Source organism: Geodermatophilus pulveris, from assembly GCF_900188375.1.
GTDB classification, from domain to species: Bacteria; Actinomycetota; Actinomycetes; order Mycobacteriales; family Geodermatophilaceae; genus Geodermatophilus; species Geodermatophilus pulveris.
In genome coordinates this window covers 637,530-650,627 of sequence record NZ_FZOO01000001.1, presented here as the reverse complement: position 1 = coordinate 650,627, position 13,098 = coordinate 637,530, and the positions used below count along the sequence as shown (strand labels likewise).

The following is a 13,098-nucleotide window of genomic DNA, read 5'->3' as shown; positions in this document are numbered from 1 at the left end:
CCGGGTGGACGACGACCTGGCGGTCCTGCGCGCCGCCTGCGACCGGTCGCTGGGCGGCCACGGCGACCGGCGGGCGGCCGACCTGCTGGCCACCGTGCCGGCGGACACCGCGCTGGACCGCTACGGCGAGGGCGGCGTGGTCGCCGAGCTGGAGGCCGAGGTGGCCGCGGTGCTCGGGCTGCCCGCGGCCGTGTACCTGCCCAGCGGGGTGATGGCCCAGCAGGCGGTGCTGCGGGTGCACGCCGACCGGCGCGGGCGGCGCACCGTGCTGTACCACCCCGAGTGCCACCTGGCCCGGCACGAGGAGCAGGCCCCCGAGCGGCTGCACGACCTGGTCGGCCGCCCCGTCGGCGACCGGCACCGGCTGCTGCTGCGCGCCGACCTCGACGGCGTCGCCGAGCGCCCGGCCGCGCTGCTCGTCGAGCTGCCGCAGCGCGACCTCGGCGGCCGGCTGCCGCCGTGGGAGGACGTGGTCGCGCAGGCGGCCTGGGCGCGGGAGCGGGACGCGGCCGCCCACCTCGACGGTGCCCGGCTGTGGGAGGCCTCGGCCGGCTACGAGCGCTCCCCCGCCGAGCTCGCCGCGGCCTTCGACACCGTGTACGTGAGCTTCTACAAGGGCTTGGGCGCGCTGGCCGGGTGCTGCCTGGCCGGGCCGGCCGACGTGGTCGCCGAGGTGCGGGAGTGGCGGCGCCGGATGGGCGGCACGCTGTTCGGCATGTGGCCGGGGGCGGCGTCCGCGCTGACCTGCCTGCGCCGCCGGCTGCCGCTGATGCCGGCCTACCTGCGGCGGGCCCGCGAGGTCGCCGACGCGGTGCGCGGCCTGCCGGGCGTCACCGTCGTCCCGGACCCGCCGCAGACGCCGATGCTGCACCTGCTGCTGCGCACCCCGCCGGACGCGGCCGCCGCGGCCGCCCGCGCGCTGGCCGCCGAGCAGGGCCTGTGGACCGGGGTGCCCGTGGCGACCGGGGACCCGGGCACCGCGCGGCTGGAGGTCGCGGTCGGCGACGCGACGCTGGCGCTGCCCGACGGCGACGTGCGCGCCGCCGTGGCGGCGCTCAGCGGCGGCGGGGGCGCCGGGTGAGCCGGCCGGCAGCTTGGTGAAGGGGACCGGCGCGGACCACGGCGCGGCCGCCGAGGGGCCCAGGGCGCGGTCGAGCACCGCCCCGCCGGCCGTGGTGACCAGGCCGAGCACCCGCCGGGCGCGGCGGTCGCGGGGCGCGGTGAGCACGGCGGTGCCCCCAGCAGGTAGCCGTACAGGCGAGGGCCCACCGCAGCCGGGCCCGCCGCGGGCCGCCGTCCAGCACCGCGAGGGCGAAGGGGTGCACGTGCCCCGGCGAGAAGGCGAGGTGCGAGGCCGGACCCGTGCCGTCGCGGTGGTACCAGCGGGCGGCCGCCGGGGTGTCGTTGCACCACACCCCGCCCCACAGGTCGACGGCCAGCAGCCGCAGCACCGGGCCCGGCGGCCCCGGCGCCGGGGCCCGCGAGGCGGTCCCACACCTCGGGCAGCCCGCCGCGGACCGCTGACCGGTGGCTGCCCTCCAGGGGCCCGCGCCGAGCCGGTGACGTACCGGAACGGCCCGACTGCAGGGGCCCGCCGCGAGCCTGCGAGCGGTGGGGGGGCAGGCGGGTCCTCCTTCAGTCCGCGCCGCCGACCAGTGCCTCGGCGAAGGTCTCCGGCTCGAAGGGGGCCAGGTCGTCGGCGCCCTCCCCCAGCCCGACCAGCTTGACCGGGATGCCCAGCTCGCGCTGCACGGAGACGACGATGCCGCCCTTGGCCGTCCCGTCGAGCTTGGTGAGCACGACGCCGGTCACGGTGACCGCCTGGGTGAACACCCGCGCCTGGACGACGCCGTTCTGCCCGGTCGTGGCGTCGAGCACGAGCAGCACCTCGGTCACCGGCGCCACCTTCTCCACGACCCGCTTGATCTTGCCGAGCTCGTCCATGAGGCCGCCCTTGGTGTGCAGCCGCCCGGCGGTGTCGACGACGACGGTGTCCACCTCGCCCTCCACCCCCGTGCGGGCGGCCTCGAAGGCGACCGAGGCCGGGTCGGCCCCCTCCCGGCCGCGCACGGTGAGCACGCCGACCCGCTCGCCCCAGGTCTCCAGCTGGTCGGCGGCCGCGGCGCGGAAGGTGTCCGCGGCGCCCAGGACCACGCTGCGGCCGTCGCCGACGAGGACGCGGGCGATCTTGCCGCAGGTCGTGGTCTTGCCCGCGCCGTTGACGCCGACGACGAGGACGATCCCCGGCCGCCCGTCGCGGCGTTCCACGGCCAGGCTGCGGTCGAGGTCCGGGCCCAGCACCGCGGTGAGCTCGCGGACCAGCAGCGCGCGCAGCTCCGCACCGGACGCGGTGGCCAGCACCATCGACTGGGTGCGCAGCCGGGCGACGATCTGCTGGGTGGCGGCCACGCCGACGTCGGCGGCGAGCAGGGTCTCCTCGAGCTCCTCCCAGTCGTCCTCGGTGAGCCGCTCGCGGGCCAGGACGGTGAGCAGGCCGCGGCCCAGGTCGGACTGGGAGCGGGCCAGCCGGGAGCGCAGCCGGACCAGCCGGCCCGACGACGGCGGCGGGGTCTCGAAGACCAGCCCCGGCTCGGGCTCGGCCGGGGGCAGGACGACCGCCGGGGGCGCCTCGGGCTGCACGGCGTCCGGCTCGGCGGTGGTCCCCAGCCCGCTGGCCGTGGACCCCGACGGGCGGGGCGGGGCCTCCGGCGCCGGGGCGGGCGGGCGCGGCCGGGTCAGCGTGGTGCCGGTGGCGGCGTCGTCGTCCAGCCGGGTGGTCCGCCGGCCGCGGCCGACGAGGAGGCTGACCCCGAGGACCAGGCCGACGAGCAGGATCGCGATCGCGATCAGCACGAACTCCATGGCCCCAGTCTCGCAGCCGGGGGCCTCGCAGCCAGGAGCACTGCGCCACCCGCGACGGTGGGACGCTGTGCGGCATGCCGCTGCCCGGCCGGGAGAACCCGGTCCTCCTGATCGGTCCCCTCCTGCGGCACGTCGACCCGGTCTCGGCCACCGTCTGGGTGGAGACCGACCGGCCCTGCGAGGTGCAGGTGCTCGGCCGGCGCGCGCGCACCTTCACCGTGGGCGGCCACCACTTCGCCCTCGTGCTGGTCGAGGGCCTGGAGCCGGGCAGCACCACGCCCTACGAGGTGCACCTGTCCACCGACGGCGGGGAGCCGCAGCGGGTCTGGCCGGACGCCGCCTCGCCGTTCCCGCCCAGCCGGATCCGGACGCCGGGCCGACCGGGGCCCTTCCGCATCGCGTTCGGCTCCTGCCGCTACGCCACGCCCAGCACCGTCGACGCCGCCGACGGCATCCCGCCCGACGCGCTGGACTGCTACGCCGCGCGGCTGGCCGCCCAGCCCGAGGACGAGTGGCCCGACGCGCTGGTGCTGCTCGGTGACCAGGTCTACGCCGACGAGCTGACGCCGGAGACGCGCCGGTGGCTGTCGCTGCGCCGGGGCCGGCCGGCGCCGGCGGACGCCCAGGTCGACGACTTCGAGGACTACACCCGGCTCTACGCGGAGTCCTGGAGCGACCCGCAGGTGCGCTGGCTGCTGTCCACGATCCCCTCGTCGATGATCTTCGACGACCACGAGATGATCGACGACTGGAACACCTCGGCCGCCTGGCGCCGGGAGGTGACCGGGCAGGACTGGTGGACCCGGCGGATCTGCGGCGGCCTGGTCAGCTACTGGGTCTACCAGCACCTGGGCAACCTCAGCCCGCAGGAGCTCGCCGAGGACCGGACCTGGCGGGCGGTCCGCGAGCGGCCCGGCGACGCCGAGGCGGTGCTGCAGGCGATGGCCGAGGCCGCCGACCGCGACCCGCGCTCGGTGCGCTGGAGCTACGTCCGGCACTGGGGCGAGGCGCGGATGGTCATGGTGGACAGCCGGGCCGGCCGGGTGCTGGAGGAGTCCGCCCGCGCGATGCTCGACGACGACGAGTTCGCCTGGGTGGAGGCGGCGGTGCGCCGCGCCGTCGACGAGGGCGTCGAGCACCTGGTGCTGGGCACCTCCCTGCCGTGGCTGCTGCCGCACGCCATCCACGAGGTCGAGCGGTGGAACGAGACGCTGGTCCGCCGCCACCTCGGCCGGCCGGTCGGCTGGGCGTCGGAGCGGCTGCGCCAGGCGGCCGACCTGGAGCACTGGGCGGCGTTCGGCGACTCCTTCGAGCGGCTGGGCCGGCTGCTGCTCGCGGTGGGGCGTGGGGAGCACGGCCGGGCGCCGGCGACGGCGCTGGTGCTCTCCGGCGACGTCCACCACGCCTACGCCGCCGAGCTGGTGGCGCCGGACGGCCTGGCCACCCGGGTGCACCAGCTGACCGTGTCGCCGCTGCACAACCAGGCGCCGCACCCGATCCGCGTGGGTTTCCGGATCGGCTGGAGCCGCTGGGCCCGCCGGCTGACCGCCGCGGTGTCCCGCCTGACCCGGGTGGCCCCCTCGGAGCTGGACTGGACCAAGCACGCCGGCCCCTACTTCGGCAACCAGCTCGGCGAGCTGGTCCTGCACGACCGCCGGGCCTCCTTCCGGCTGTTCGTCAGCGAGCTCGACGGCGCCGGGGAGGAGCAGCTGCGCCTGGTCGCCGAGCTGCCGCTCGCGGCCCCGGTCGCGGCGGAGGTGACAGGCTGAGCGGGTGACCGACGCCCTGCACCCCCGGCCGGCCCCGGGCCCGGACCAGCCGCCGGTGCCCGTCCGGCTGGTCACCTTCAACACCCACCACGGGGTCGGGGACGACGGCCGGCACGACCTGCCGCGGCTGGCCACCGTGCTCGCCGCGGCCGACGCCGACGTCATCTGCCTGCAGGAGGTCGACCGGCACTTCGGCGAGCGCAGCGAGGACGTCGACCAGGCGCTGCTGCTGTCGCGGGCGCTGGACATGCAGCTGGCGTGGGGGCCGGCGATCGACGAGCCGCGCCGCGACGGCGGGGCCCGCCGCCAGTACGGCAACGCGCTGCTGTCCCGGCTGCCGATCCTGGTCAGCGACGTCCACCCGCTGCCCGGCGGCGGCGAGCCGCGCAGCGCGCTGCGGACCATGGTGGAGCTCGACGGCGCCGCGCTGTGGGTGACGACCACCCACCTGTCCACCCGCTCCCCGGCCGAGCGCGCCGAGCAGACCGCCGCGATCGCCGCGCTGCACACCGAGTCGATGGAGACCGGCGTCCTCGTCGGGGACTTCAACGCCGACCCCCGCGCGCCGGAGCTGGCCGGACTCGCCGGGCGGTTCACCGACGCCTGGGAGCTGGCGCCCGACCGCGAGGACCGGGCCGGCTGGCGGTTCTGGCACCACCAGCACGGGGAGACGCACCCCGCCCGCCGTCCGCACCGGCGGATCGACCAGGTGTGGGTGTCCCCCGGCGTCGGCGTGACCCGCGCGCACGTGCTCGACGCCGCGGGCGCCTCGGACCACCTGCCCCTCGTCGTGGACCTGCTGGTGGCCTCCGGCGTCTGAGCGCCGGCTACGCCACCGGGGCCAGCCGCGATCCGTACGCCACGATCCGGGGTGCCCGCGGACCGTCAGGTGCGCGGCTCGCGGCCGGCCGGCTGCCGCGGCTCGCCGAGCAGCGGGTCGGGGGCACGCAGCGGGACGTGCGCGGGGGCGTCGGCCGTGACCGACAGGCGGGCGCCGTCGGCGACGACGGTCACCGGCCCGTCCCCGCGCACCAGCGTGACGCTGGTGCCCGCGCGGGTGGTCTCCACGCGCAGCAGCCGGCCGCGCCAGGTGACCGACCAGGCGGTGCGCGTGAGGGCGGCCGGCAGCAGCGGCGCGATCTCCAGGTCCTCGTGGTCCTCCCGCAGCCCGCCCAGGCCGGCGACGAGCGCCAGCCACGCCCCGGCCACCGAGGCCATGTGCAGCCCCTCGGCGGTGCCCTCGGTGACGTCCCGCAGGTCGACGAGGGCGGCCTCGCGCAGGTAGCGCAGGGCCAGGTCGGGGTGCTGCGCCTGGGCGCACACGACGGCCTGGATCGCGGCCGACAGGGAGGAGTCCCGGACGGTGCGCGCCTCGTAGTAGTCCAGGTCGCGCGCCACCTCCTCGGCGGTGAAGTCGTCGCGGCACCACCACAGCGCCTGCACCAGGTCGGCCTGCTTGAGCACCTGCCGCCGGTAGAACGTGGCGTAGTGCTGGTGCTCCTGGACCGGGTAGCGGTCCCGTTCCTCCTCGAACCGCCACTCCCGGTAGGCGGTGAAGTTCGCGTTCATCGGGTGCACCCGCAGGTCGCCGTCCCACGGGACGTGCACCGCGTCGGCCGCGGCCCGCCACGCGGAGGTCTCCGCGTCCTCCACACCGAGCTCCGCCGCGCGCTCGGGCCACCGCCGGCAGGCGTCGGCGGCCCACCGCAGGTTGCGCCGGGCCATGAGGTTGGTGAAGACGTTGTCGTCGACGACGCCCGTGTACTCGTCCGGCCCGGTCATGCCGAAGAGGTGCCAGCGCCCGGCCGCGTCCTCGTGGCCGAGGGACGTCCACAGCCGCGCGGTCTCCACCAGCACCCCCACGCCCCCCAGGGCGACGAGGTCGGTGCCGGTGGCGTTCTGGTGCAGCCAGAAGGCGCGGGCGATGTCGGCGTTGACGTGCATCGCCGCGGTGCTCGCCGGCCAGTAGGCGGAGGTCTCCCGCCCGCCGATGGTGCGCCACGCGAAGGCCGCGCCGTCCAGCCCGAGCGTGCCGGCCCGCTCGCGGGCGAGGTCGAGGGTGCCGGAGCGCCAGCGCAGCAGGCGGGCCGCCGCGTCCGGGCGCAGCAGCGTCAGCGCCGGCAGCACGAACCCCTCGACGTCCCAGAAGGTGTGCCCGCTGTAGCCCACACCGGTCAGGCCCTTGGCGCCGACGGGGGCGTCGGAGATGCAGGCGGCGGAGCAGAACAGCTGGAAGACGGCGTAGCGCAGGGCCTGCTGGAGCTCGGTGTCGCCGTCGACCTCGACGTCCGCCGTCGCCCACAGCTCGTCGAGGACGGCGCGCTGGCCGGCGAGCAGGCCGTCCCACCCGCGGTCGACGCCGGAGCTCAGGGCCGCCGACGCCTCCCCGACGACGGAGCCGGCCCCGGCGTCGTAGGACCAGCTGTACCCGACGGTCTTGACCACCGCGAGGCCCTCGCCGGGGCCCAGGTCGGCGGTGACGGTGGTGACGACGTGGTGGGGGTCGACGTGGGTGTGCACCTGCCCGCCGTCGACCTCGTGCCCGACGGCGGCGGAGACGGTGATCCCCGACCGCCGGGTCCGGGACGCCAGCGCGCCCCCGTGGTCCGCGCGGACGTGCACGAGCGGCTCGAAGGCGGAGTCCAATACCTCGGCGACCCGCGGGTCGTCGTTGCGCACGCCGGTGGGCGTGACCGCCCCGGAGACCAGCTCGGAGCGCAGGACGACGTGCGCGGGGCCGTCCAGGGCGCGGACCTCGTACCGCACCGCGCACACGGAGCGCTCGGCGAGGGACACCAGCCGCCGCGAGGAGACCTCCACCGTCGTGCCCGACAGCGCGGTCCAGCGCACCCGGCGGTCCAGCGTGCCGGCCCGCAGGTCCAGCGTGCGCTCGTGCAGCTCCGGCCGGACCTCGCGCACGTCGAGCGGGACCCCGTCGACCAGCAGCCGCAGCGGCGTGCCGTCGGCGACGGTGAGCATGGCCTGCCCCTCGCCGGGGTCGCCGTAGCCGCCCTCGGGGTAGGACAGCGGGTGGGTCTCGTAGACCCCGGACAGGTACGTGCCGCGGGTGGCGCACGGCTCGACCTCGTCCAGCGTCCCGCGCATGCCCAGGTACCCGTTGGAGAGGCTGAACAGCGACTCGGCGACGGCGAGCGTCCCGGGGTCCACGTGCGGCTCGCGGACCGTCCACGGGTCGGTGTCGAGGGTGGGGGCGGCCACGGGCGTCCTCGCGTCGTCGGGGCAGGGGGCGCCGGGCGGCGCGCCGTCCCCCGTCCTACCGGTCGGTGCGCGACGGCGCGATCCGGGCGCGACCGCGACGGTCAGGCGGGCTCGGCCTCGCGCAGGCGCTGGCTGATGACGCCGGTGATGCCGTCGCCGCGCATGCTCACCCCGTACAGCGCGTCGGCGATCTCCATCGTCCGCTTCTGGTGGGTGATGACGATCAGCTGCGAGGTCGCGCGCAACTGCTCCACCAGGGTGAGCAGCCGGCCGAGGTTGACGTCGTCGAGGGCGGCCTCGACCTCGTCGAGCACGTAGAACGGCGAGGGCCGGGCCCGGAAGATCGCCACCAGCAGCGCGACGGCGGTCAGGGACCGCTCGCCGCCGGACAGCAGCGACAGCCGCCGCACCCGCTTGCCGGGCGGGCGGGCCTCGATCTCCACGCCGGTGGTCAGCATGTCCGAGGGGTCGGTGAGGTGCAGCCGGCCCTGCCCGCCGGGGAAGAGGACGGCGAAGACCTGCTCGAACTCCCGCTGCACGTCGGCGAACGCGGAGGCGAAGACGTCGTGGATGCGCCCGTCGACCTCGCGGACGACGGTGAGCAGGTCCCGGCGGGTGGCCTTGAGGTCCTCCAGCTGGGTGGCCAGGAACCCGTGCCGCTCCTCCAGCGCGGCGAACTCCTCCAGCGCCAGCGGGTTCACCTTGCCCAGCGTGGCCAGGTCGCGCTCGGCCCGGGCCGCGCGGCGCTCCTGGGCGGCCCGGTCGTAGGGCACCGCCTCCGGCTCCGGCTCCCCCGCCGCCTGCGCGGCGGCGACCTCCGCCGGGGTGGGCGGCACCGGTGCGGCCGGGCCGTACTCGGCGACCAGGGTGGGCAGGTCGACGCCGTACTCCTCGGCGGCGCGGCCCTCCAGCGCCTCGATGCGGTAGCGCTGCTCGGCGCGGGCCACCTCGTCGCGGTGCACCTCGTCGGTGAGCCGCTCCAGCTCGGCGGTGGCCGCGCGGACGGCGACGCGCACCTCCAGCAGCCCGGCCTCCGCCGCGGTGCGCAGCCGGGCCAGCTCGTCGCGCTCCGCGGCGGCCCGGGCCAGGGACGACGCCAGCGCGGTCAGCGCCGCCTCGGCGCCGGCCCGCACCCCGGCGGCCACCCGCGCGCCGCGCTCGCGGGCGGCCCGCGCGGCGGCGGCCCGCTCGCGGGCGGCCCGCTCCTGGCCGGCCTGCCGGCGCAGCGACTCCGCCCGCCCGGTCAGCGCCCGGGCCCGCTCCTCGGCGGTCCGCACGGCCAGCCGCGCCTCGGTCTCCGCCTGCCGGGCGGCGGCCGTCTCCCGGCGCAGCCGGTCCCGCTCGGCCGGGTCGGGCTCGTCGGCGACCGGCGCCGCCTGCGCGTCGGCGAGCCGCTGCTCCAGGCCGGCCAGCGCGGTCCGCGCCTGCTCCAGGGCCTGCTCGGCACGGACCCGCGCGGCCGCCGACCGCTCGGCCTCGGCGGTGGCCGACCGGGCGGCGGCGCCCCGCTCGGCGAGCTGCGCGGCGGCGGCCGAGCGGGTGCGGTCGGCCGCCTGGCGTGCGGCGAGGGTCGCCTCGACGTCGGCCGAGCGCTCGCGGGCGGCGTCTCGCGCCGCGGCCAGCCGGTCGGCGAGCTCGGCGGCACGGGCGGAGGCGGCGGCCAGGTCCCGCTCGGCGTCGTCCACCCGGGCGCGGACCTCCAGCCCCGAGGGAGCGTCGGCCTGCCCGCCGACCGCCCGGTCGGCGCCGACCAGGTCGCCGTCGGCGGTCACCGCCCGCACCCGCGGGTGGGTGGTGACCAGGGTGACCGCGGCGTCCAGGCCGGGGACGACGGCGACGCGGTCCAGGGCGCGGTCCAGGGCGGGCTGCAGCTCCGCGGGGGCGTCGACGAGGTCGCGCGCCCAGCGCACGCCCTCGGGCAGCGGCGGCCAGCCGTCGCGGGGCAGGGCGGGCGGGCCGCCGGTGACCAGCAGGCCGGCGCGGCCGCCGGCGACGTCCTTGAGGTGGGCGAGTGCGGCGGCGGCCCCGGCGACGGAGTCCACGACGAGGGCGTCGGCCAGGCCGGCCAGCGCGGCGGCCAGCGGCACCTCCGCGCCGGGCGCGACCGTGACCCGCTCGGGGACCGCGCCGAGGACACCGGGCAGGCCGGCGGCCAGCACGGCGGCGACGCCGTCGGCCGGCGCCAGCCCCTGCGCGAGGGTGTCCCGGCGGGCCTGCGCGGAGGCACGGTCGCGCTCGGCGGCCCGCTCGGCGGCGGCGAGCTCGGTGACCGCGCGGGCCGCCTCGGCGTGCGCGGCGACCGCGTCGGCGTGGGCGGTGACCAGCGCGACGTCCTCGTCCTCCCGGCCGGCCAGCGCCGCCCGGTGCTCGGCCAGCCGGCCGGCGGCCACCTCGGCGCGGTCGGCGGCCTCGGCGGCGGCCGCGGTGAGCCGCTCGATCTCCGCCTCCCCCGCCGTGACGCGGGAGCGGGCTGCGGCGACCTGGCCGGACAGCCGGGCCAGGCCCTCCCGGCGGTCGGCCAGCGCGCGGGCCGCGGCGACCCAGGCCCGCTCGGCGGCGGCGAGCGCGGTCTCCAGCTCCGTGCGGGAGGCCACGGCCGTCGCCAGCCGGCCGCGCTCGGCGTCCAGGCCGGTGGCGAGCTGCGCCTCGGTGGCGGCCACCCGCTCGGCCTCGGCCTCCAGCTGGTCGGGGTCGCGGCCGGCGGCGCCCGCGGGCGGGGCGGCGGAGAGGTGCCGGTGCCGCTCGGCGGCCAGCTGGGCGGTGCCGCGGAAGCGCTCGGTGAGGGCGGACAGCCGGTACCAGGTGTCCTGGGCGGCGGCCAGCAGCGGTGCGTCGGCGGCCAGCCGGGTCTCCAGCGCCGACTCGCGGGACGCCGTCCGCGCCAGCTCGGCCTCGACGGAGGCCCTCCGCCGGCGGGCCGCGGCCTCGTCGGCGACGTCCTGGTCGAGGGCGTCGCGCAGCCGGACGAGGTCGTCGGCCAGCAGCCGCAGCCGGGCGTCGCGCAGGTCGGCCTGCACGCCGGCCGCGCGGCGGGCCACCTCGGCCTGCCGGCCCAGCGGCTTGAGCTGGCGGCGCAGCTCCGCGGTGAGGTCCCCGAGGCGGTCGAGGTTGGCCTGCATCCCCTCGAGCTTGCGGAGGGCCTTCTCCTTGCGCTTGCGGTGCTTGAGGACGCCGGCGGCCTCCTCGACGAAGGCGCGGCGGTCCTCGGGGCGGCCGGACAGGACGGCGTCGAGCTGGCCCTGGCCGACGACCACGTGCATCTCCCGGCCGATGCCGGCGTCGCTGAGCAGCTCCTGGACGTCGAGCAGCCGGACCTTGTCGCCGTTGATCTCGTACTCGCTCTCCCCGGAGCGGTACATGCGCCGGGTGATCGAGACCTCGGTGTACTCGATCGGCAGCGCGCCGTCGGCGTTGTCGATGGTCAGCGTCACCTCGGCCCGGCCCAGGGCGGGGCGGCCGGCGGTGCCGGCGAAGATGACGTCCTCCATCTTGCCGCCGCGCAGGCTCTTGGCGCCCTGCTCGCCGAGGACCCAGGCGATGGCGTCGACGACGTTGGACTTCCCGGAGCCGTTGGGGCCGACGACGGCGGTGATCCCCGGCTCGAGGCGCAGGGTCGTCGCGGACGCGAAGGACTTGAAGCCCTTCAGCGTCAGGCTCGAGAGATGCACGACGGCGAGTTACCTGCCCAGCGGTCGGCTCCTCTGCAGGGTCCCGCTGCGAACCTGCGAGTGGCGGGGGGCAGAGGGGTCCTTCTTCAGGCGAGCGCGGGCTCGGCGTTGTCGCCGGCGAGGCTGAGCAGTTCGTGGGCGATGGCGGCGTCCCGCTGGGCGCGGAGCGCCTCCAGCTCCTGCTCCAGACGACGCACCCGGGCCCGCAGGACGGCGTTCTCCTCGACTACTCGGAGCTCCGCGGGGGCGACGACGTGACCGAACAGGGCCTTGGCCATGGCGACAACGGCCTTTCGACTGCGTGAGGGGATGACCTGCGCCCCGTACGACGGTCGGCGCGGTCCTGTGTCCCCAGGGTGACAGGCCCGGACACGCAGGTCAACGGGCACACTGCAGACCCATCGTGTCAGGCGGGTGTCGCGTTCGTCACGTCGTGGTGAACCCGCGGACGCCCTGCACCGGCTCGTCACGGACGTCGACCGACGTCACCGCGCCGGGCGCCCGTGGACCGTCGAGATCGGCCAGGACGGCGGCCACCGCGGCGTCCGGACCCTCGAGCACGACCTCGACGCGGCCGTCGGGGAGGTTGGTCGCCGATCCGGCCAGGTCCGCTGCGGTGGCCCGCCCGCGGACGAACCACCGGTAGCCCACGCCCTGCACCGAACCTCCGACCAGGGCGACGACCCGCCTCACGGCCGCCTCGGGCGGGCGGGTGACGAACGGGGCCGCGGCTGGCAGCGCGGGCAGCTGTAGCTGGAGCGGTTCATGAACGACTCGCGCACGATCGGCGTCCCGCACCGGGGGCAGGGCCGGTCGGCCTGGCCGTAGACCGCCAGGTGGCGGGAGAAGTAGCCGCTGCGCCCGTTGACGTCGACGTAGAGGGAGTCGAAGGACGTCCCGCCCTGCGCCAGGCTCTCGGTGAGCACGTCGCGCACCCCTTCCAGCAGCTCGGCCACCTGGGCCCGGGTGAGCCGGTCGGTGGGGCGGGCGCCGTGCAGCCGGGCCCGCCACAGCGACTCGTCGGCGTAGATGTTGCCGACCCCGCCGATCAGCGTCTGGTCCAGCAGGGCGCGCTTGACCTCGGTGCGCCGGCGGCGCAGGGCCGCGCTGAACGCGTCGGTGTCGAAGGAGCCGTCCAGCGGGTCGATGGCGATGTGCGCCAGCCGGGCCGGGATCTCCTCTCCCGCGCACGGCTCGACCGCCAGCCCGCCGAAGGTGCGCTGGTCGACGAAGCGCAGCTCCCGGCCGCCGTCGGTGAAGGTGAACCGGGCGCGCAGGTGCGTGCCGTCGGGCTGGCTGGGCTTCTCCACCAGCAGCTGGCCGCTCATCCCGAGGTGGGCGACCAGCGCCTGCCCGGCGGGGGTGCCGTCGGTCTCGGCCAGCGGCAGCCACAGGTACTTGCCGCGGCGGTGGGCGGCGGTGAGGGTACGGCCGGTCAGGGCGGCGACGAAGTGGCCGGTGCCCTCCAGGTGCCGGCGGACGGCGCGTGGGTGGTGCACCTCGACGGTGGCGACGGTGCGCCCGGCGACCCAGCGCTCCAGGCCGCGCCGGACCACCTCGACCTCGGGCAGCTCGGGCAC

At 77.6% G+C, this 13,098-nt stretch carries 9 protein-coding genes; 3 read left to right on the top strand and 6 right to left on the bottom strand.

Translation table 11 applies throughout. The features are described 5' to 3' along the window. Positions 1-4: 4 nt before the first annotated feature. A complete protein-coding gene (locus CHB98_RS03165; protein ID WP_089304110.1) occupies positions 5-1,081 on the top strand; it encodes a threonine aldolase family protein in 1,077 nt (358 codons plus the stop codon). Between the two features lie 554 nt (positions 1,082-1,635). On the opposite strand, the gene ftsY is transcribed toward CHB98_RS03165, so the two are convergent. Continuing rightward, on the bottom strand, positions 1,636-2,862 hold the full coding sequence (gene ftsY / locus CHB98_RS03160; RefSeq protein ID WP_089304109.1) for a signal recognition particle-docking protein FtsY: 1,227 nt from the start codon (positions 2,860-2,862) through the stop codon (positions 1,636-1,638). 74 nt (positions 2,863-2,936) lie between these two features. Here ftsY and CHB98_RS03155 point away from each other — a divergent pair, with 74 nt between their 5' ends. Both CHB98_RS03155 and CHB98_RS03150 read left to right on the top strand, forming a co-directional pair. Then, a complete protein-coding gene (locus tag CHB98_RS03155; RefSeq protein WP_089304108.1) occupies positions 2,937-4,631 on the top strand; it encodes an alkaline phosphatase D family protein in 1,695 nt (564 codons plus the stop codon). A 4-nt stretch (positions 4,632-4,635) separates the two neighbouring features. Beyond that, positions 4,636-5,451, top strand: coding sequence for an endonuclease/exonuclease/phosphatase family protein (locus tag CHB98_RS03150; RefSeq protein ID WP_089304107.1), 816 nt, complete (start codon positions 4,636-4,638; stop codon positions 5,449-5,451). A gap of 65 nt (positions 5,452-5,516) precedes the next feature. On the opposite strand, the gene CHB98_RS03145 is transcribed toward CHB98_RS03150, so the two are convergent. From CHB98_RS03145 to mutM, 5 genes are all read right to left on the bottom strand, one after another. Beyond that, entirely contained in the window at positions 5,517-7,850 is a 2,334-nt protein-coding gene (locus CHB98_RS03145; protein ID WP_089304106.1) for a glycoside hydrolase family 65 protein, read from the bottom strand. A gap of 101 nt (positions 7,851-7,951) precedes the next feature. Continuing rightward, positions 7,952-11,518, bottom strand: coding sequence for a chromosome segregation protein SMC (gene smc / locus CHB98_RS03140; RefSeq protein WP_089304105.1), 3,567 nt, complete (start codon positions 11,516-11,518; stop codon positions 7,952-7,954). Positions 11,519-11,604: 86 nt separating this feature from the next. Then, entirely contained in the window at positions 11,605-11,796 is a 192-nt protein-coding gene (locus tag CHB98_RS03135) for a hypothetical protein (protein WP_089304104.1), read from the bottom strand. A 148-nt stretch (positions 11,797-11,944) separates the two neighbouring features. Beyond that, positions 11,945-12,211 carry an acylphosphatase gene (locus tag CHB98_RS03130; protein ID WP_245820886.1) on the bottom strand — a complete coding sequence of 89 codons (267 nt, stop codon included), beginning with the start codon at positions 12,209-12,211 and terminating at the stop codon, positions 11,945-11,947. Further along, positions 12,208-13,098 carry a bifunctional DNA-formamidopyrimidine glycosylase/DNA-(apurinic or apyrimidinic site) lyase gene (gene mutM, locus CHB98_RS03125; RefSeq protein WP_089304103.1) on the bottom strand — a complete coding sequence of 297 codons (891 nt, stop codon included), beginning with the start codon at positions 13,096-13,098 and terminating at the stop codon, positions 12,208-12,210. The genes CHB98_RS03130 and mutM overlap by 4 nt, the downstream gene beginning before the upstream one ends.